A 19,047-nucleotide genomic window follows, 5' to 3' on the forward strand; every position below is an offset into this window, starting at 1 on the left:
GCAGAGGTGCAGTCCCTGACCGAGATCCTGAACGACGTGGCGGCCGTCACCGTGACGCCCTTCGACGCGGGCGGCGCCGTCGACCTCGACGCGAACGCCGCGCTGGTGCGCCGGCTGATCGGCGCGGGCGTGAAGGTGATCACACCCAACGGCAACACCGGCGAGTTCTACGCGCTGACGCCGGACGAGCGGCGCCGCGTCCTGGAGTCCACGGTGGCGGCGGCCGGTGACGGCGCGATCGTGCTGGCCGGGGTCGGGCTGGACGCGTTCTCGGCGGCCGATGCCGCCCGGCACGCGCGCGACCACGGCGCCCGCGCGGTGATGGTGCACCAGCCGGTGCACCCGTACGTGGCGGCCGAGGGCTGGGTGGACTACCACCGGCAGATCGCCGAGGCCGTGCCCGACCTGGGCGTGGTGCCCTACATCCGCAGCCCGCGGATCACCGGCGAGGAGGTGGCGCGGCTGGGCGAGGCGTGCCCGAACGTGGTCGGCGTCAAGTACGCGGTGCCCGATCCGGTGAGGTTCGCCTCGGTGGCGCGGGATGCCGGGCTGGAGCGGTTCGCGTGGCTGTGCGGGCTGGCGGAGCCGTACACGCCGGCGTACTGGGCGGTCGGTGCCCGCGGCTTCACCTCCGGGCTGGTCACCGCGGCGCCGGAGCTGACGCTGCGCATGCGCGACACGCTGCGGGCCGGCGAGTACGCCGCCGCGATGCGGGTGTGGGAGCTGATCAGGCGGTTCGAGGAGCTGCGCGGCGCGGACTCCTCGGCCGACAACGTGGCGGTGGTCAAGGAGGCCCTGGCGCAGCTCGGGCTCTGCCGCCGCGACGTGCGCCCGCCGAGCCGGGCGCTGCCGGCCGCCGTACGGGAGGAGGTGGCCGCGATCCTGGCCGCCTGGCAGGAGGGAGCAGCATGAAGATCACCGCGTTGCGTACGTACATGCAGCGGGTGGACGTCCGCCCGCGCCTGCTGGTGAAGGTGGAGACCGACGAGGGGGTGTCCGGCTGGGGCGAGGCGTACAACCACGGGCCCGACCACGCGCTGATCCCCGTCCTGGAGTACATGTTCCAGCAGATCGAGGGCGTGGACCCGCGGCGGGTGGAGTACGTCGTGCGGCGCCTGCTGCAGGAGGCGCGGTTCCCGCCGGGCGCGATCGGGCTGGCCGCCATCGCGGCCATCGACCAGGCCCTGTGGGACATCTCGGGCAAGGCGGCGGGGCTGCCGGTCTACATGTTGCTCGGCGGCAACGTCCGCGACCGCGTGCCCGTCTACTGCGGCGTCTACACCGCGCCGGACCCGCCCGCCTGCCGCGACCTCACCCAGGAGCTGCATGAGCGGTACGGCTTCACCGCCTTCAAGCTCAGCCCGTACCGCCGCGACCTGTACGCGGGCCGCTGGGGCAACGTGGTCAAGGAGGCGGCCGGCTACTTCGCCGAGATCCGCTCGATCCACCCGACGGAGTGGGAGTTCGCCTTCGAGGCGCACGCCCGCATCTTCGAGCCGCGCCAGGCGATCCAGCTCGGCAACGCGCTGGCCCCGTACGACCCGCTGTGGTTCGAGGAGCCGATCAGACCCGAGTACATCCCGGCCTGGGGGCACCTGCGCTCACAGCTCGACGTGCCGCTGGCCACCGGCGAGTCGCTGTTCCTGCCGCAGGACTTCCTGGCCCTGCTGACGGCCGGCGGCGCCGACATCGTGCAGCCGGACGTGTGCGTGGTCGGCGGGCTGGCGCAGATGCGCAGGATCGCCACGATCGCGGAGGCGCACTACGCGAGCGTGGCCCCGCACAACCCGATGGGACCGCTGGCGACGGCCGTGAACGTGCACTTCGCCGCCGCGCACCACGGGCTCAAGCTGGTCGAGTACAAGCCGTGCGAGACCACCTGGTGCCCGGACCCGTACCTGCCGGTGGACGGTTACCTGGAGCTGCGGCCCGACCGGCCCGGCTGGGGGGTGGAGATCGACGAGTCGGTGCTGGGCACCGACGACTACGTACGCTGGGAGCGCGTGCTGCCGATCCGCCCGGACGGCTCGACCGGTTACGTCTGAGCTCACCACTCGAAGCGCTCGCTGAACAGCCGGCCCGCCGGGACGCCGTGCGCCCGCAACTCCTTGACCATCCCCGCCACGAACCCGGGGCCGCCGCAGACGAAGTACGCGGCGTCCCCGGGAGCGTCGCGGGTGATGCGGGCGGCGGTGAGGCGTTCCCCGCCGGGGTGCGCGGGGCGGTAGCGGGGGCCGAGGTGCCGGGTGAGGTCCATCGGGTGGCGGGTGGCGTGGAAGAGCACGGCGTCCGGGCGGCGCACGGCCAGCTCCACGAACGGGGTGACCCCGATCCCGCCCGCCACCAGCACCGGCGGCCGCTCGCCGAGCTGGGCCTCGCGGGTGAACGTGCCGTACGGGCCGTCCACCAGCACCGTCGCCCCCACGGGCAGCGCGCGCAGGCGTGCGGTGAACGGGCCCGCGTCCTTCACCGCGAACACCAGCTCGCCGTCCTGCGCCCGCACCACGCTGAAGGGGTGCGACCGCTCCATGGTCGTGGTGCGCAGGTGGCAGAACTGGCCGGGCAGCGGCCGGATCCCCCTGCCCCGCAGGCTGTAGACGGTCACGCCGCCGGCGACCCGCTCCGCGCCCGCCAGCCGGTACCGCCTGGCGCGCAGCGGGCTGACCAGCCGCCACCCGGCCACCCCGGCGAAGGCGGCCGCCAGCGCCAGCCAGTACGCCCGCAGCCACGGCAGCTCGGCCAGGAACGTGCCGATCCCGTACGCGTGCAGGAACACCAGGCCGACGAGGGGATACGACAGGTAGTGGACGCGCTGCCAGAGCCGGTGGCGGGTGATGGCGCGCAGGAGCGTGCTGCTCAGCCAGAGCAGGACGAACAGCAGCAGCGCCAGGCGGCCCAGCGAGGTGTAGGTGGACTCGACCCAGGTGAAGTCGGGCAGCACGAGGTAGGGCAGGCCGTGCCGGTCGGCGACCATCTCCAGGAGCGGGTGGAGCAGGACGAGGAAGCCGCCGCTCGCGCCCAGCCAGGCGTGGGCCGTGACGATCCTGCCCCGGTCGGCGCTGAACCACCCGGACACCTGGCGGGCGCCGAGCAGCACCTGCCACCACAGGGCGAGGGCGCCCAGCATGCCGATGACGCCCGCCGTGCCGGGCAGCGGGCCGCCGACCAGGTCGAGGCGGAAGAGGGGGTAGGCGAACGGGAGCGCGGTGAGGCCGATCGCGGCCACCAGCCGGCGCGACCGCAACGGCCGCACCCCGCGCGGGCGCCGCCTGCCGCCCCGCCGCGCTCCGCGCGATAGCCGCCCGCCCGCCCTGCGCGAGAGGCGCCCGCCCGCCCCGTTCGCGTGCGGCGAGGGCATCACGAGCCCCGGGTGAAGGTCGTCACCAGCGCGGGGTCCAGCGGCTCGCCGGGCAGGAACGCGGCCCGGACGTCCGCGATCATCTCGCCTTCCGCCCTGGCCGCCTCGGGCAGGTACTCGGCGCGGGCCGCCGAGGAGTCCGCTGCTTCGCCCAGCGTGATCGAGCCGGTGAACAGCACGCGGTTCTCCCACAGGAGGTTGCCCTCGACCCGGTAGAGGTAGGTCCCGGCGGGCACGGGACGGCCGTTCCTGTCGGTGCCGTCCCAGTAGAGGGAGTGCGCGCCGCTCTCCTGCGCGGGCCGGCTCGCGCTCTGGACCTCCGCCTCCGTTGCGGCCTCCCAGCTCGCCTTCTCGCGCCACAGCGGCAGCGACATCGGCCGCCGCACGTAGCCGCCGTTGGCGGTGTAGCTGGTGGCGAAGAGCGTGCGGACGTAACGGCCGTCCGCGTCCTCGATCCAGACCGCGAGCTGGTTGCTGGCATGCTGGGGCAGCCGGGTCAGACGGTAGTCGACGCGGACGAGGCCGAGCGTCTCCGCCGCCCGTTCCTCGGCGGGGACGGGCCCGCCGGGCGCCGGCGCGGCCACCGCCGGGGGCGTGGCCGACCGGCCGTACAGGAGCTCGGCCCCTGTCGCGGCGGCCGCGACCCCGCTGATCACGACGATCGGCACCACGAGCCGGATGGACCTGTCGGGCATGGCCGCACGCTTCCTTCCCCCGAAGCCGGACTTGCGGGGACAGCCTAGGAAGATCACCCGAAAAACGGTGTGAAGGACCGCGGCTCGCCCCGGATCCGGTCAGCAGCAGGGAGCGCGGCGCAAGCGGCCGGCCGCCGGCCACCCGGAGCCGTCGGCCACTCGGGGAACGGCAGCTCGGGAAACCGCCGCTCGAGGAACCGCCGCCGACTGACGGCCGCTCCCCCGGTGCGGGACGGTCAGCGGCCGCTCCACTTGATCTCGTACGCCTTGAGCGTGTACTCCTTGCCGTCCACGGTCGTGGTGACGTCGCCGTCGGTGGTGTTGACCAGCAGGAGCTGCTCCGGCTGGGCCAGCACCTTGACCTTGGGCTCGGAGGAGGTGACGTCGTCGAGCTGCGCACCGGCGGGGAACCACGTGACGAAGTTTTCCAGGAGCTGCCCCGTCTTCGTCTCCGACCCGCTCTTGGGGTCCCACAGGCAGCCCCGGCACGCGCCCTCCTTGGCCTGCGGGTTCCAGTAGAGCGCGGTGGCGGCGCCGCTGGTCACGAACGCGATCATGGAGGCGGCCTGCACGGCCAGGCGCTTGGGCTCCGCCCAGTTCGTGCTGCCGTCCTCGGGCTCGTAGTACCACTCCGACCACCAGATCGGCATGTCGCCGGTCTTCTCCCGCAGCCACTTGGTGATGTCGGCGAACTTGGCCACCGCGCCGAACTCGTCAGGCAGCAGCTCGTGCGCGTCGGTGACGGAGGCGCCGTCCACGACGATGAAGTCGGCGCCCTTCTTGTTCTCGAACCAGTAGGTGAAGGCGTCGAGCACGTTCTGGTTGACGACCCCCCAGTCGCCGCGCAGCTCCGTGTCGCCGCCGGCGTTGCTGTCGAAGCCGAGATACGGGCCGCCGATCTGGGCGTCGGGCCGGACCTTCTTCACGGCGTCGTAGACCTTGTTGTACATCTCGGTGTAGCCCTTGTAGTCCGCGGGCTTGGAGTGGTCCTTCCAGAAGCCCTTGAACTCGTTCCACACCATGAAGTACTTGACGTCCTTGTACCGCTGGGCGACCGTCGCCGACAGCTTGGCGAACTCGTCGAAGAACTCGGGGTACGGCGCGTCCTCCAGGTGCTCGGCCCAGGCGGAGTCCGCCGTGGGGCCCTCGGGGCCGCCCTTCATCCAGTCGGGCGCGCAGCACAGCGTGATCACCGGTGTGGCCTTGGACTGCCGCATGACATTCATGCGGCTGTCGAGGTCCTCCCAGAAGTACTGCCCGGGGTACGGCTCGGGGTTCAGCGCGCCGAAGCCCATGATGTGCTGGTTCTGCAGCATCGGCGTCCGGGCGAGCCGGCCGGCCACGACCTGCTCGAACTCGCGGGTGACGTTGTTGGCGCTGACGCCCGTGTGCGTGAAGCCCCAGCGGGGCCAGCCCTCGTCCACCTTCGGCGGGGTCACCGCCGGGCTCGCGGCCTGCGTCTGCGGCGCGGCGCTGGTCTGCTGCGGCGCCGGCGGTCCCTGCTGTGTCCCGCCCATGGTGCCGCAACCGGCCATGATCACGGCCGTCGCGGTGACCCCCATCACCCGGCCGAGCCTGCGCCAGAACGATCCCCCGCTAGTCGTTGCCACCCGATTCTCACCCGATCCCAACTCTGTGCATGCCGCTCGTAGCGTTCCATGCACCGGCTAAGGCGGACATATTGGGGGACGACTTTCACAGGTAATCGTTATCGTTCAGTGTTCGAGGCCGCGGAATCAGGGTCCAGCGCCGCGGCGGTGTTGACGACGGCCAGGTGGCTGTAGGCCTGGGGGAAGTTGCCGACCTGGCGGCGGTGGGCGGTGTCGTACTCCTCCGACAGCAGCCCGACGTCGTTGCGCAGCTCAGCAGCCGCTCGAACAGCTCGCGCGCCTCCTCGCCCCTGCCGAGCAGCGCCAGCGCGTCGGCCAGCCAGAACGAGCAGGCCAGGAACGTGCCCTCGCCGCCGGTGAGCTCGTCGAGGTTGTCCAGGTCGTGGCGGTGGCGCAGCACCAGGCCGTCCCTGCCGAGCTCGCGCCGCACGGCCTCGACGGTGCCCGACACGCGCGGGTCGGACGGCGGCAGGAAGCCGAGCCTGGGGATGAGCAGCAGCGCCGCGTCCACCCCGCGCGAGCCGTAGAACTGGGTGAACGTGTTGTGCTCCGGGTCGTAACCGTGCTCGCACACCTCGCGGTGGATCTCCTCGCGCAGCGCCTTCCACCGGTCGGCGGGTCCCGCGTGGTCGCCCGACTCGGCGGTGCGGACCATGCGGTCGGCGGCGACCCAGGCGAGGATCTTGGAGTGGGTGAAGTGGCGGCGGGGGCCGCGGATCTCCCAAAGGCCGTGGTCGGGGTCGCGCCAGTGACCCTCCAGGTAGTCCATGAGGCGGCGCTGCAGGTCCCAGGCGGCGTCGTCGTGGTGGAGGCCGGCCTGCCTGCCCTGGTAGAGGCAGTCCAGCACCTCGCCGTAGACGTCGAGCTGGACCTGGGCGTACGCGGCGTTGCCGATGCGTACGGGACGGGAGCTCTCGTAGCCGCACAGCCAGTCCGCCCGCCACTCGGGGATGCGGCGGGTGCCGTCGAGCGTGTACATGATCTGCAGGTCGGCCGGGTCGCCCGCGACCGCGCGCAGCAGCCAGTCGCGCCAGGCCCTGGCCTCGTCCTCGAATCCGGCCCCCAGCAGGGCGCGCAGCGTGAACGACGCGTCGCGCAGCCAGCTGTAGCGGTAGTCCCAGTTGCGGGTGCCGCCGATCTCCTCGGGCAGCGACGTGGTGGGCGCGGCGACCAGGCCGCCGGTGGGCGCGTAGGTGAGCGCCTTGAGGGTGAGCAGGCTGCGCCGCACGGCCTCGCCGTACCTGTGGCCTCCCCGGTACGCGCAGTCGCGCAACCAGCCGGTCCACGTGCGCTCGGTGTCGTCCAGCGCGGTGAAGGCGTCCACCCTGGCGGGGCGGGGCAGCCACGACTGCTGCCAGGTCAGCACGAACGGCAGCCGGTCGCCGGCCGAGACGGCGAAGCTCGCCGTGGTGGTGCCCGCGCTCTCGTCGAGCGGCACGGGCGCGTCCAGCCAGGCCGAGTCGGGGCCGGCCACCGCCGCCAGCTCCCCGCCGTCCTGGCGGGTCCAGGGCACGACGCTGCCGTAGTCGAAGCGCAGCGCCAGCTCCGTACGCATCTCGACCCGGCCGCGCACGCCCTCGACGATGCGCACGACGTCGGGCGCCTCCACGCGCGGCGGCATGAAGTCGAGCACCCGCACGCACCCGCCGTCCGCCTCCCACGTCGTCTCCAGGATCAGCGTGTCCTCCCGGTAGCGGCGCTCGGCCGTGGCGCGACCGTCGGCGGGGGCCAGCAGCCACCGGCCCGCGCGCGGCTCGTCGAGCAGCGCGGCGAAGCAGGCCGCCGAGTCGAACCGGGGCAGGCACAGCCAGTCGATGGAGCCGTTGCTGCCCACGAGGGCGGCGGTGTGCATGTCGCCGATCAGCGCGTAGTCCTCGATCCGCATCGGTCCACCCCCTGGCCCGTCTAGTGCCCCAGGCCCACGGGATGGAACGCGGAGGGTGTCCCTGAGTCGCGGGCGCGGCAGCATCGGGACGACGATCAGCGTGAGAAGGTCCTTCGACGCTACCGGGACCCGAACAGCGTGAGCGGGACGGCCTCGGCGAGCGCGCGGTAGCCGGCGGGGCTCAGGTGGAGGTGGTCGCCCTCGTCGTAGGCCGCCGACAGGCGGCGGGGCTCGGCCGGGTCGCGCACCGCCAGGTCGAAGTCGATCACCGCGTCGTACGGCCCCTCATCGCGGATCCACGCGTTGACCGCCTGCCTGGCCTCCTCCCGGTGCCCCTCGGGGTCGTCGTAGGGGTCGCTGCCGCCGAACGGCGTCAGCGTGGCCCCGTACACGAGCAGGTCACGGGCACGGGCGCGGACGGCGATCTGCTCGTAGGCGGCGAGCAGCTCCGCCACCACCTGCCGCTGGGCCGCCCGGGTGGCCGGCGCGGTGCCGAGGTCGTTGACGCCCTCGAAGACGACGAGCCAGCGGGCGGCGCTCTGGGCGAGGACGTCCCGGTCCAGCCGGGCCAGGGCGCTCGGGCCGAGCCCGTCGTTGAGCACCCGGTTGCCGCCGGCGCCCTGGTTGGCGACGGCGATGCCGGGCGGGAGCCGGTCGAAGAGCCGGTCGGGCCAGCGGTCGTTGCCGTTGGTGGTGGAGCCCCGGCCGTCGGTCAGGGAGTCGCCCAGCAGGACGAGCGTCGCCGCGCCCGGCTCGGACCAGACCTCGACGCCGCTGAGGAGGTACCAGTGGTCGACGGGAGTGGCGGCGGGCAGGTCGGCGGCGTCCACGTGGTCGCCGGCGGCCAGGTGGGAGGTGGTCCTGGAGCCGGGGTGCGAGGTGAGGGCGGAGGAGGCCAGGCCCTGGTCGAGGTAGGCGGTCACGGTCAGCACCGCGCCGGGACTCACGTCGAGCTCCAGCGGGTCGGACACGACGTGCGCCCCGACCGGGACGGTGGTGCCGGCGCGGCCGGAGAACGTCACCGGCCGGGACGTCTCCGGCCGGATGCCGCTCACCCCCGCCGAGCCGCCTCGCGGGAGCGCCACGGCCACGCGGGTGATCGGGAGCGGCGCGCCCCCGAACGCGTTGGACAGCCGCAGCCGCAACCGGTGGCCGCCCAGCGACACGCGCAGCGTCTGCCGCAGCGTGGTGTCCGCCAGGCTCAGCCCTTCCTTGGCGTACGGCGGGGGCGGCATGTTGTCCGGCTCGGTGAGCTGCGGCATCGCCGTCCACGTGGTGACCCAGCGGCCGGTCGGCGGGCTGGACGGGGGCGACAGGGACATGAGGGCGGCTCCACTCGATAGGCGAAACTTTCGGCACGATAGCGAACGTTTCGCCGCCTCCTCTCCCCGGGTCGGGGTTTTTACCGGCACTTGTCGATCAAGTCATAGGTCCCGCGGCCCTTCACGCCTAGGGTCGCCACCATGGACTCTGCAGACGGCGGCGGGCGGGAGCTGATTCTGCGGACCGCCACCAGGCTGTTCGCCGCGCTCGGCTACGACAGCTCCTCCGTCGCGCAGGTCGCCGAGGCGGCCGGCGTGAGCCAGGAGGAGCTCGGCGCCCACTTCACCGGCAAGCGCGAGCTCTACCTGGCGGTCATGGAGCAGGCGCGCAACCTGCTGGCGGAGGCCATCACGCCGCGGGTCGACGCGCTGATGGCGGTCCCGCCCGAGCGCAGGGCCTGGGCGCTGCACGACTTCATCGACGGGTACCTCGACTTCTGCCTGGCCCATCCGGAGATGCCCGCGCTGTGGATGCACCGCTGGCTGTCCGACGCCAGCGACATCGTGGACCTGGAGGCCGAGAACGCCCAGCCGCTGACGCAGTATGTCGTGGAGGGCGTCGACACGCTGGCCGAGCCGGCCGGCGCCGACCCGCTGCACACCACGTACACGATGATCTGGTGCATCCACGGCTTCGTGCTCAGCGGGGTGCTGAACGGGAGCGGCTACCGGCGCGGCGTCGAGGACCAGGACCAGCTGCGGCGCTTTCGCGACCACATGCACCGGCTGCTCGGCCGCGCGCTGGACCTGCCCGATCCACGCGCCGAGGAGCGCGCGACCAGCCCCTACGACGGCGCGACCATCTCTTCACCACCTGATCACGATATTGGCGGAACGTAACCAAAACACGACACATACGCGTGTAATCTGCCCGTATGGGAGGTTTGGCGTGGACGGCACGCTCACGATACGTGAGCGGGGCCTGCTGAGGCGGTGCGGGAGGATGACGTCCCGGCTCCTGGCGCGGCGAACGGCTCGTCCCGCCTGGACAAGCTGCTGGTCGAAGCCGTCATCAGCGCCGGCGCGCACATCGGCGCCGCCTACCTCCTGGACGCCAGCGGCCAGATCCTGCAGATGGCCACCGAGGTCGGCCTGCCCGCGCCGATCGCCAGGGCGTGGTCCAGGATCAGGACGAGGGACCCGGTGCCGATCGCCGTGGCGGTCCGCGAGCGGCGGCTGATCTGGATCAGCGGGCGCGAGCACCTGGCCCGCGAGTTCCCCGCGGCCGCGCTCGCCCTGCCGTACCCCTTCGCCGCCGTCCTGTCGCCCATCTGCTCCGATGGCGAGGTGCTCGGCGGGTTCATGCTGCTGTGGCCGGCCGGGCAGGCGTCCGAGCTCCTCCGCCGCCAGCGCGACATCGTCGACAGGGCCTGCGCCACGATCGGCGAGCTGCTGCGGGAGGCGGCCCGGCAGGGGCGGCCGATCAGGGCCGGGTCCCAGCCGCGCCTCCTCGGCCCGCGGCCCGTTCGCCCGACCGACCCGCGGGCCGACCTCGTCGCTCTGGAGTGCCTCAACCGGCTGCCCGAGGGTTACTGCGTGCTGGACGTGGAGGGCCGCGCGACGCTGGTCAGCGCCCCGGCCGCCGACCTGCTCGACGTGGCCCCGTCCGCGCTGCTCGGCAGGCGCCTGTGGGAGGTGCTGCCGTGGCTGGCCGACCCCTCGTACGAGGACCGCTACCGCGCCGCGGTCATCGCCCGGCAGATCACCCAGTTCGCCACCCGCAGCCCCGCCGGCAGGCAGCTGTCGTTCTGCCTGTATCCCGGCCTGACCGGCATCACCCTGCGCATCACCCCCGGCGCGGTGTCCCGCGACTCCTCGCCCGACCCCGTCACCGGCGGCGACCGGACGCTGCGGGTCGTCGCGGTGCACGAGATCCTGCTCCTCGCCACCGCGCTGGCCCGGGCGGTGACCGCCCAGGAGGTGCTCGACCTGGTCGCCGACCACGTCATGCCGGTCTACAACGTGCAGGCGCTGGCCATCCTCACCTCCAAGGGCGGGCGGCTGCGGGTGGTCGCCTCGCGCGGCTACAGCCGGCAGGCCATCGACGAGTTCGACGGCCGGCCCGTCATCCCCGTCGCGCCCACCGGCAGGCCGTTCGACCCGGGCAAGCCGGCGTTCTTCTCGAACTGGGACCAGTTGCGCGCCGCCTACCCGGACGCGATCCGCTCCGACGACATGTGCGCCTGGGCGTTCCTGCCGCTGGTCACCTCGGGCCAGCCCATCGGCACGTGCATCCTCGCCTACGACCGGCCGCACCGGTTCAGCACCCAGGAGCGGGCCACGCTCACCGCGCTCACCGGGCTGATCGCCCAGGCGTTCGAGCGCGCCCGGCTCTACGACGTCAAGCACCAGCTCGCCCAGTGCCTGCAGTCGAGCCTGCTGCCCCACGAGCTCCCGCGGATCCCCGGCCTCGACGTGGCCGCCAGGTACGTACCCGCCACCCCCGGCATGGACATCGGCGGCGACTTCTACGACCTGATCCGCCTCGGCGACACCATGGCCGCGGCCGTCATCGGCGACGTGCAGGGGCACGACATGACCGCCGCCGCGCTCATGGGCCAGGTACGCACCGCCATCCGCGCCCACGCCTCGACCGGCGTCAGCGCCGGCGACGTGCTCGCGCACACCAACCGGCTGCTCGTCGAGCTGGCGCCCGACCGCTTCACCAGCTGCCTGTACGTCTGCTTCGACCTGCGCCGGCACACCGCGTGCGTGGCCAGCGCCGGACACCTGCCACCGGTGCTGGGCCGGCCCGGCGCCCGGGCCCGGGTCGTCGACACCTCCCCCGGCCTGCTGCTCGGCATCGACCCCGAGGCCGAGTACGCGACCACGACCCTGCCCATGGAGCCCGGCGCGGTCATGACCCTCTACACCGACGGCCTCATCGAGGAGCCCGGACGCGACCTGGGCGACGCCATGGCCGCCCTGGCCGACCGCTTCGCCCCGGCGCCGGGCCAGCCCCTGCACGACCTGGCGGAGACGCTCATCGAGCCGGCCACGATCGAGCGGCGCACGGACGACATCGCCGTGCTGCTGCTGCGCGACACGTTCGGCCGTCCGTGATCAGCGCCGGGCGGTCAGCCGCAGCACCGCCTTGCCGGACGACAGCGAGACCACACGCACGCCGATGTGATTGACGGACCCGGTCGAACCCTCGCCGAGGTACGCCTGCGACATCACGCCCGGCCCCGTGCCCTTCACCCGGACGGTGGCGGAGGTGAAGGTGATGGCCAGCCGGGTGATGCCGAAGCGGGAGCTGACCCGGAACGAGACGCCCCTGGTGAGGGAGAGCTTGCACGTGCCGTCGTAGCAGGCCCGCAGATTGGGCTTGGCAGTGGCGGCGGCGGCGGTGACAGTGGCGGCGGTGACAGTGGCGGCGGTGGTGGCGGACGCCGTGGGGACGGCGAGCGGGACGAGGGCGATGGACGCCGCCGCTGCCAGCGCGGCGATCCTGATCGTGGGGGGCATGATCCTCCTTGCTCTCCGGTTGTCGGCGCGCCCAGTGTGCGCCGACCTCCCCGGGACCGGTCCCGGGGAAACGCTGCGTGTTCGAGATCTCACTCGATAGATTCTGGTCGTGCGCTTCCCGCAACGGGGTCCCCGGCCGGAGGGGGTACGCCCGGGCATGACCGTGGACGGCCGGTACCTGCTGGTACGCGGCCTCTCCCGGGGGCCGGTCGGCGAGGTGTGGCTCGCCGACGACCTGGAGCTGGGCCGGGACGTCGTGCTCAAACGGCTGGCCGTGGACGGCGCGGCCGGCTCCGACCGGCTGTGGGCCGAGGCGCGGGCCCTGGCCAGGTTCAGCCATCCGCACGTCGTCACCCTCTACCACGCCGTCCGGGGCCGGGCGGCGTCGTGGCTGGTGATGGAGCACGTGCCGGGCGGGAGCCTGGAGGGGCGGCCGGGGCTGTCGCCGGGGGTGGCGGCGCGGATCGGGGCCCAGATCGCCGACGCGCTGGCGGCCCTGCACGCCGAGGGCATCGTGCACTGCGACATCAAGCCGGGGAACGTGGTCGTGACCGGCGACGGGACGGCCAAGCTGGCCGATTTCGGGGCGGCGTACCGGGTGGGCGGCACCGCGACGATCACCCCGAACAGCGCGGTCAGCTACACGCCGGACTACGCGGCGCCGGAGGTGGTGCGCGGCCGGCCGCAGCCCGAGTCGGACGTGTTCTCGCTCGGGGCCACGGTGTACGCGCTGGTGACCGGCGAGCCACCCCGCCGGGGCGGGCACGGGCCCCGGCACGCGGGCGGGCACGGGCCGGGACGCTCGGGTGAGCACGGGCCGGGACGCGCGGGCAAGCACGGGCCGGAACGCGCAGGCGAGCACGGGCCGGAACGCGCGGACGGGCCTGAACCGGAGCGCGAGCCACGGCGCGCGGGCGAGCGCCCGGCTGATCGCGTGGAGGCGTTCGTCTCGGTGCGGGAGGCCGCCGGAGGGGCCGTGACGATGGGCGCCGACGTGGGGCCGCTGGCCGACGTGCTGGCGGCGATGTTGCGGCGCGATCCCGGCGAGCGGCCGGACGCGGCCGAGGCCCGGCGGCGGCTGGAGGAGGTCGCGGACCCGGCGGGCGCCATCCCCGCGCTCGTCCGGGACGCCGACGACGAGCCGGAGCCGGGCAGGTTACCGGCGCTACGGAGACTCGTGCGCGGAGGGACTGGCAGGAGGCGCCCCGGGTGGGGACGGCCGGCGGGAGTGCTCGCGACCGCGCTGGCGGCCGTGCTCGCCGTCGTGCTGTGGGCCTCGGGCGGCGGCCCGGCCCCGGAGCCAGGTCCGGGAACCGGGGTCGCGGAGAGCGGCGTCACGGAGAGCGGCGTCACGGAGAGCGGCGTCACGGAGAGCGGCGTCACGGAGAGCGGGAGGCCCGCGGAAGGCACGCCGTCCGCCGGGAGCCCGCACCGGCCACCGGCCGCCCGCGACGTGCTCGGCGACCGGCGCACCGCCGACCCCTGCGCCCTGCTGCGCCCCGCCACGCTCGGCCGGTTCGGCCGGACCGAGCTCGACCGCGACTACGGCAACTTCGACCGCTGCGACGTCCTCGTCAGCCCCCCGTCCGACACGGTCGTGGACGTCAAGGTGGACCTCGACCTCGACCCGCCGCCGGAGCAGGCGAAGGCCGCCACGACCACGGGCATCGTCACGGTCGTCGCGGACCCGGGCGAGAGTCACGCGTGCAACCGCACGCTGGTGCTCGACGGCGTCACCGACACGACGATCACGGTCACGGCCAAGCGCGACGACGACGGCGAGGCCGCGCTGTGCGACATCGCCGACGCGGCCACGGCCGACGCCGTGCGCACGCTCAACCGGGGTCCGCTCGCCCGCCGCTCCCCCGGTTTCCCCGCCGAGTCCCTGGCCCAGCAGGACGCCTGCACGCTGCTCGACGCACGGGCCCTGGAGGTCGTGCCCGGGATCGACGCCGCCGACCCCGATCGCGGCTACGGCGGGTGGGACTGCGAGTGGGAGAGCACCACCAGCGACACCCGGCTGGACCTGACGTTCGACCGGGGTGAGCCGCCGGACGCGGCGGGCGGGACGTCCACGCGGCTCAACGGGCGGCCCGCCTACGTCCGGCCGGCGGGCGAGGGCGAGGAGACCTGCCTGGTGCAGGTCGTCCACCGCACCTACCCCGACGTGCACGGCCGGACGGCCGCCGAGACCCTGCGCATCCTGGTGGGCGGGTCCCGCCCGACGGAGCGGCTGTGCCGGATGGCCACCCACCTGGCCGACGCGGCCACGGCCCGCCTGCCACGCGCATGAAGCCGGACGCCGCACACGCCGCGTCGGGAGGGTCCCGAAACGAGCGGGACGTCCCGCGTCCGGGAAGGGTCCCGGAGGGGGCCGGGCACGCTGGAGCCGGAGGCGCCGGAGACCAGGATCCGGGCAGCCAGGAGAGGGAGGAGTGCGATGGACGTCCCTGACAGCCTCGCCCGAGGCGTCGCGCCCGCCCCGCCGGGCACGCTGCACGCCCGCAGCGTCAACGGCGGCGTCGAGGTGCCGCCCAGGCCGGGCCTGACCGTGCGGTTCGGCCGGGGCGCGCGCCCCGACGTGGATCTGTGCGTCGGGGAGGACGACCTGTGGGTGAGCCGCCGCCACGGCGAGCTGACCTTCAGCAAGCAGCGCTGGTGGCTGCGGAACACCGGCCAGCAGCTCCTGCGACTCCCCCGGGGCCGTCTGATGCACGCGACGACCGAGGCGTTCCCGCTGGCCCCCGGCTACACGCCGGTGTTCGTGCGCGGGTCGGGGTTCCGGGAGCACCTGGTGGAGCTGTACGTCACGGGCCACGACGAGGAACGGGCCCCCCGCCGCCGGGCGGCGACGCTGCCGCCGCGGAGGTGGCCGCTGGACGACGACGAGCGGCTGCTGCTGGTGGTGCTGGGCCAGCGTTACCTGCTGTACGAGGAGGGCCCCCGCCCCCTGTCGTACCGGCAGGCGGCCGAGCAGCTCGCCTACCTGCGCCCCGGCGGCGACTGGCGGGAACGCAGGATCGAGAACCGGATCGAGACCGTGCGCCGCCGCCTGGAGGCGGGCGGTTTCCCGTACCCGCTGACCCATGACAAGTCGGCGGGCGGCCCGTCGGACAACCTCCTGCACAACCTGCTGCGCGGGCTGGTGGAGTCGACGACGCTGGTGCCGCCGGACCTCGACCTGCTGGAGGACGACCTCGAACCGCTGCCTGGCGAGCAGGGCCCCACCGGCTGAGGGCCCGCCCGGGCAGGCGGGTGGGCGGTGCCGATCAGGTGGCGCTAGGGCTCCCGCAGCATGAACCCCGCCCCGCGTACGGTGTGCAGCATGCGCGGGCCGCCGCCCGCCTCCAGCTTGCGGCGCAGGTAGCCGATGAGCGTGTCCAGCGGGCTGCCGTCGACCTCGAAGTCGTACCCCCACACGCGTTCCAGGAGCAGGGCGCGGGACATGGGGATGCCGGCGTTGCGGGCCAGCACCTCCAACAGGCCGAACTCGCGCCGCGTCACGTCGATCTCCCGGCCGTCGAGGGTGACCCGGCGGTCGGCCGGGTCGAGGACGAGGGGGCCGACCCTGACGGCGGTGCGCGAGGCGGGGGCGACGTGACGCAGGAGGGCGCGCAGGCGCAGGGCCAGTTCGTACAGGTCGAACGGTTTGACCACGCAGTCGTCCGCGCCCGCCGCGAGCCCGGCCGCGCGGTCGTCCACCTCGTCCCGGTCCGACAGCATCAGCACGGGCACCCGCGTGCCCGCCGCGCGCAGCCGGGCGCACACCTCGACGCCCGACATGCCGGGCATGGAGACGTCCATCACGATCGCGTCCGGTGGGGACTTGTCCACGCGGTCGAGCGCGAGCGGCCCCGAGTCGGCGGTGTCCACGGCGAAGCCCTCCAGGCGCAGGCCGCGCCAGAGGGCGCGCAGGATCGCCCAGTCGTCGTCCACGGCGAGGATGCGGTATGCGGTCATGGGCGGGCTCCGCTCAGCGGGGGTCGCGGCGCAGGGGGTGGTCGGCCGGAACCTGGACCAGGACGATGCGGTGGCCGTCGGGGTCGGCGATCCACGCCTCGACCAGCCCCCACGGCTCCTGGCGGGCCCCGCGCAGCACGGTGACGCCCGCCTGGCGCAGCCGCTCCTCCTCCCGCGCCACGTCGCGCACCTGCAGCCAGAGCTGCATCCCGGGCCCGGCGGCCGCCTGCGCGGACCCGGACAGCTCCAGGAGGCCCTGGCCCAGGAAGAAGACCACGCCCGGGTGGTCGGGCGGGCCGAACTCGCGGTAGACGGCCAGGCCGAGCGTCTCCGCGTAGAAACGGCGGCTGCGCGTGAGGTCACGGGGACGCAACAGCACGCGACTGCTCAGCACCTCCATGCCGAACCTGTTCCCCGCGCCGGGTCACGGAAGCCCTCGGATCGGGAAAGCCCGAGATCCGCGCGCCGCGGGAGGCCGGGGCGCCGTCACACCACCGCGCCCGAGCCCCGGGGCTCCCGGGCGGGGCGGGGCTTGGCCGGTTCGGGGGCCGGGCGGCGGTCGAAGCGGCCGAGCAGGATCGCCGCGGGGCCCGCCACGAACGCGGACGACAGCGTGCCCGTCACGATCCCGGCCACCAGCGCGATCGCGAAGTCCCGCAGCGAGTCGCCGCCGAAGGCCATGAGCGCGAGCAGGATGAACAGGGCGCCGAGGCCGGTGTTCACGGTCCGCGGCATGGTCTGCAGGATCGCGCCGTTCACCGCCGCCGACAGCGGCTCGCCGCGGCGGGCCGCCCACAGCTCCCTGACCCGGTCGAACACCACCACCTTGTCGTTGACCGAGTACCCGACGACGGTCAGCATCGCGGCCAGGAACACGCCGTCGATCGGCTTGCCCAGCCAGGCGAACAGGCCCGCCACCACGACCACGTCCACCAGCAGCGCCAGCACGGCCGCGGCGCCGAACGTCCACCTGAACCTGACGGCCAGGTAGGCGAGCTGCAGGGCCACGGCCACGCCGAGCGCGACGAGCGCGTTGCGGCGCAGCTCCTCGCCCAGGCTGGGGCCGATGAACTCCTCGCTGCGCTTGGTCACCTCGCCCGCCTGGGCCTCCAGCGCCTGCTCGATGCGGGCGACCTCGTCGAGGCCGAGCCGCGCGGCGCGTACGGAGACGCCGTCGTCGCCCGCCTGCACCACCGCCGTGGGGAACCCGGCCCGCGCGACCGCCTCCCCCGCCGCATCGGCGGAGATCGGCCTGGAGGTGGCGAACTCGACGAGCCTGCCGCCGGTGAACTCGACGCCGAAGTTCAGCCCGCGCGCCACGAGCCCGGCGACGGCCACCGCCGCCAGCCCGCCCGCGAGGCCCAGCCAGAGCTTCGCGTGCCGCATGAGCCTCGGGTTCCTGCGCGTCAGCCAGGTCCTGACAGAGCCGGCGGAGCCGAGCCCGGACAGGCGTGGCGCGACGCGGCCCATGACGGCCTGGGTGAGCACGCGGGTGATCAGCATGGCGGAGACGAGCGAGGCCAGGACGCCGACGGCCAGCGTCACGCCGAAGCCCTTGACCGGTCCGGACGCCAGCCAGAACAGCAGCCCGGCGGCGATCAGGGTGGTCACGTTGGAGTCGGCGATCGCGCTCCAGGCATTCCTGAACCCCCGGTCGAGCGCTCCCCGCAGGCCGCGTCCGGGCGCCAGCTGGTACTCCTCCCTGGCCCGTTCGAAGACCAGCACGTTCGCGTCGATGGCCATGCCGATGGCCAGCACGAACCCGGCCAGGCCCGGCAGCGTGAAGGTCGCACCCATCGCCACCAGCGCCGCGTACGAGATCAGGCCGTAGCAGAGCAGCGCGATCACGGACAGCAGCCCGGCCAGCCGGTAGACGGCCACGATGAACAGGGCGGTCAGCACGAGCCCGGCGATCGCGGCCTTGGCGCTGGCGTCGATGGCCGCCGCGCCGAGCGTCGGGCCGACCGTGCGCTGCTCGACCAGGTCGAGCGGGACCGGCAGCGCGCCGCCCTTGATCAGCACGGCCAGGTCGCGCGCCTCCTCGTGGGTGAAGGAGCCGGTGATCTGGGCGCTGCCGCCGGGAATCCCGGTGCCGCACGGGACGGAGGGGTCGAGCGGCGGCGAGGAGATGATCTCCTTGTCGAGCACGATGGCGATGCGGCGCCGGGGGTCGTCCTGCGGCCGGCAGGACGCGTCCCCGGTGAGCTTGCGCCAGGGCGCCTCCTCGCGGAAGTCGAGGCTCACCCACCAGCCGGGGCCGCGCTGGGGGTCGCTCTGCTCGGCGGCGTCGCTCACCCCGTCGCCGGTGATGGCGGCGGGGCCGAGCTTGAGCAGCCCGCCGTTCTCGTCGCGGACCGCCTCCTTGTCGCCCGGCTCGGCGGCGCCGAGCACGGGGTGGAAGGCGAGCTGCGCGGTACGGCCGATGACCTCGGCGGCCTGGCGCGGGTCGAGCACGCCGGGCAGCTCGACGATGATCCGCCGCTCGCCGGAGCGGACCAGGGTGGGGTCGACGACGCCGAGCGCGTCGGCCCGCTGGCGCAGCACGTTGAGCGCGCGGTCGGTGGCGGCGGCGTCGGCCTGGACGGTGGCGGAGCTCTTCGTCTCGAAGACGAGCTGGGTGCCGCCGCGCAGGTCCAGGCCCAGGCGGGGCGCGGCGGCGAGGGTGACGATCAATGAGATCACGATGACGGCACACGCCGTCACCGCACGCCAGAACGGCGCACGGAACATGGAAGCCTCCACAGGCTTG

The 19,047-nt window shown here is 74.0% G+C and carries 14 protein-coding genes and 1 pseudogene; 6 read left to right on the forward strand and 9 right to left on the reverse strand.

Going from position 1 to position 19,047, the window contains the following annotated elements:
* Positions 1–6: 6 nt before the first annotated feature.
* Positions 7–912, forward strand: a complete 906-nt coding sequence (locus AB0I79_RS24235; RefSeq protein ID WP_357876502.1) for a dihydrodipicolinate synthase family protein — start codon at positions 7–9, stop codon at positions 910–912.
* The gene (locus AB0I79_RS24240) at positions 909–2,045 is read left to right on the forward strand and encodes a mandelate racemase/muconate lactonizing enzyme family protein (protein ID WP_357876504.1); all 1,137 of its coding nucleotides are present in this window, start codon (positions 909–911) and stop codon (positions 2,043–2,045) included. Before AB0I79_RS24235 ends, AB0I79_RS24240 begins: the two co-directional genes overlap by 4 nt.
* A 2-nt stretch (positions 2,046–2,047) precedes the next feature.
* On the opposite strand, the gene AB0I79_RS24245 is transcribed toward AB0I79_RS24240, so the two are convergent.
* The 5 genes and pseudogenes from AB0I79_RS24245 to AB0I79_RS24265 all read right to left on the reverse strand — a co-directional run bounded on the left by AB0I79_RS24245 (position 2,048) and on the right by AB0I79_RS24265 (position 8,870).
* Positions 2,048–3,244: a ferric reductase-like transmembrane domain-containing protein gene (locus AB0I79_RS24245; protein ID WP_357876506.1), complete on the reverse strand. Its 1,197-nt coding sequence runs from the start codon at positions 3,242–3,244 to the stop codon at positions 2,048–2,050.
* Positions 3,245–3,357: 113 nt separating this feature from the next.
* Entirely contained in the window at positions 3,358–4,053 is a 696-nt protein-coding gene (locus tag AB0I79_RS24250) for a DUF2271 domain-containing protein (RefSeq protein ID WP_357876508.1), read from the reverse strand.
* Positions 4,054–4,289: 236 nt separating this feature from the next.
* Positions 4,290–5,663, reverse strand: coding sequence for a xylan 1,4-beta-xylosidase (locus AB0I79_RS24255; protein ID WP_357876510.1), 1,374 nt, complete (start codon positions 5,661–5,663; stop codon positions 4,290–4,292).
* Between the two features lie 98 nt (positions 5,664–5,761).
* Positions 5,762–7,632, reverse strand: a pseudogene (locus tag AB0I79_RS24260) (glycoside hydrolase family 15 protein).
* A gap of 35 nt (positions 7,633–7,667) precedes the next feature.
* Positions 7,668–8,870 (reverse strand): SGNH/GDSL hydrolase family protein, encoded by a 1,203-nt coding sequence (locus AB0I79_RS24265; RefSeq protein ID WP_357876512.1) that lies wholly within the window; start codon positions 8,868–8,870, stop codon positions 7,668–7,670.
* Positions 8,871–9,011: 141 nt separating this feature from the next.
* On the opposite strand from AB0I79_RS24265, the gene AB0I79_RS24270 reads away from it, so the two are divergent.
* Both AB0I79_RS24270 and AB0I79_RS24275 read left to right on the forward strand, forming a co-directional pair.
* Positions 9,012–9,710 carry a TetR/AcrR family transcriptional regulator gene (locus AB0I79_RS24270; RefSeq protein WP_357876514.1) on the forward strand — a complete coding sequence of 233 codons (699 nt, stop codon included), beginning with the start codon at positions 9,012–9,014 and terminating at the stop codon, positions 9,708–9,710.
* A 93-nt stretch (positions 9,711–9,803) separates the two neighbouring features.
* Positions 9,804–11,933: a SpoIIE family protein phosphatase gene (locus AB0I79_RS24275; RefSeq protein ID WP_357876515.1), complete on the forward strand. Its 2,130-nt coding sequence runs from the start codon at positions 9,804–9,806 to the stop codon at positions 11,931–11,933.
* Here AB0I79_RS24275 and AB0I79_RS24280 read toward each other — a convergent pair whose 3' ends face one another.
* Positions 11,934–12,338 (reverse strand): hypothetical protein, encoded by a 405-nt coding sequence (locus tag AB0I79_RS24280; protein WP_357876517.1) that lies wholly within the window; start codon positions 12,336–12,338, stop codon positions 11,934–11,936. It lies immediately after the preceding gene.
* Between the two features lie 109 nt (positions 12,339–12,447).
* Between AB0I79_RS24280 and AB0I79_RS24285 the strand changes: the two genes are divergently transcribed.
* The gene (locus tag AB0I79_RS24285; protein ID WP_357876519.1) at positions 12,448–14,631 is read left to right on the forward strand and encodes a serine/threonine-protein kinase; all 2,184 of its coding nucleotides are present in this window, start codon (positions 12,448–12,450) and stop codon (positions 14,629–14,631) included.
* 147 nt (positions 14,632–14,778) lie between these two features.
* On the forward strand, positions 14,779–15,573 hold the full coding sequence (locus AB0I79_RS24290; RefSeq protein WP_357876521.1) for an FHA domain-containing protein: 795 nt from the start codon (positions 14,779–14,781) through the stop codon (positions 15,571–15,573).
* A gap of 44 nt (positions 15,574–15,617) precedes the next feature.
* On the opposite strand, the gene AB0I79_RS24295 is transcribed toward AB0I79_RS24290, so the two are convergent.
* From AB0I79_RS24295 to secD, 3 genes are all read right to left on the reverse strand, one after another.
* Positions 15,618–16,298 carry a response regulator transcription factor gene (locus AB0I79_RS24295; RefSeq protein WP_357876523.1) on the reverse strand — a complete coding sequence of 227 codons (681 nt, stop codon included), beginning with the start codon at positions 16,296–16,298 and terminating at the stop codon, positions 15,618–15,620.
* A 13-nt stretch (positions 16,299–16,311) separates the two neighbouring features.
* Positions 16,312–16,698, reverse strand: a complete 387-nt coding sequence (locus AB0I79_RS24300) for a VOC family protein (RefSeq protein ID WP_357876525.1) — start codon at positions 16,696–16,698, stop codon at positions 16,312–16,314.
* Between the two features lie 86 nt (positions 16,699–16,784).
* The gene (secD, locus tag AB0I79_RS24305) at positions 16,785–19,028 is read right to left on the reverse strand and encodes a protein translocase subunit SecD (RefSeq protein WP_357876527.1); all 2,244 of its coding nucleotides are present in this window, start codon (positions 19,026–19,028) and stop codon (positions 16,785–16,787) included.
* Between the last annotated feature and the right edge of the window lie 19 nt (positions 19,029–19,047).

The organism is Nonomuraea sp. NPDC050202 (genome assembly GCF_040656115.1).
In the GTDB taxonomy this organism is placed as follows: Bacteria; Actinomycetota; Actinomycetes; order Streptosporangiales; family Streptosporangiaceae; genus Nonomuraea.

What these genes read in the sequence shown, in the direction of transcription:
- AB0I79_RS24240 (WP_357876504.1), top strand. Translation starts at nt 909, where the DNA reads ATGAAGATCACCGCGTTGCGTACGTACATGCAGCGGGTGGACGTCCGC.
- AB0I79_RS24250 (WP_357876508.1), bottom strand. Translation starts at nt 4,053, where the DNA reads ATGCCCGACAGGTCCATCCGGCTCGTGGTGCCGATCGTCGTGATCAGC.
- AB0I79_RS24265 (WP_357876512.1), bottom strand. Translation starts at nt 8,870, where the DNA reads ATGTCCCTGTCGCCCCCGTCCAGCCCGCCGACCGGCCGCTGGGTCACC.
- AB0I79_RS24270 (WP_357876514.1), top strand. Translation starts at nt 9,012, where the DNA reads ATGGACTCTGCAGACGGCGGCGGGCGGGAGCTGATTCTGCGGACCGCC.
- AB0I79_RS24280 (WP_357876517.1), bottom strand. Translation starts at nt 12,338, where the DNA reads ATGCCCCCCACGATCAGGATCGCCGCGCTGGCAGCGGCGGCGTCCATC.
- AB0I79_RS24290 (WP_357876521.1), top strand. Translation starts at nt 14,779, where the DNA reads ATGGACGTCCCTGACAGCCTCGCCCGAGGCGTCGCGCCCGCCCCGCCG.
- AB0I79_RS24295 (WP_357876523.1), bottom strand. Translation starts at nt 16,298, where the DNA reads ATGACCGCATACCGCATCCTCGCCGTGGACGACGACTGGGCGATCCTG.
- AB0I79_RS24300 (WP_357876525.1), bottom strand. Translation starts at nt 16,698, where the DNA reads ATGGAGGTGCTGAGCAGTCGCGTGCTGTTGCGTCCCCGTGACCTCACG.
- secD (WP_357876527.1), bottom strand. Translation starts at nt 19,028, where the DNA reads ATGTTCCGTGCGCCGTTCTGGCGTGCGGTGACGGCGTGTGCCGTCATC.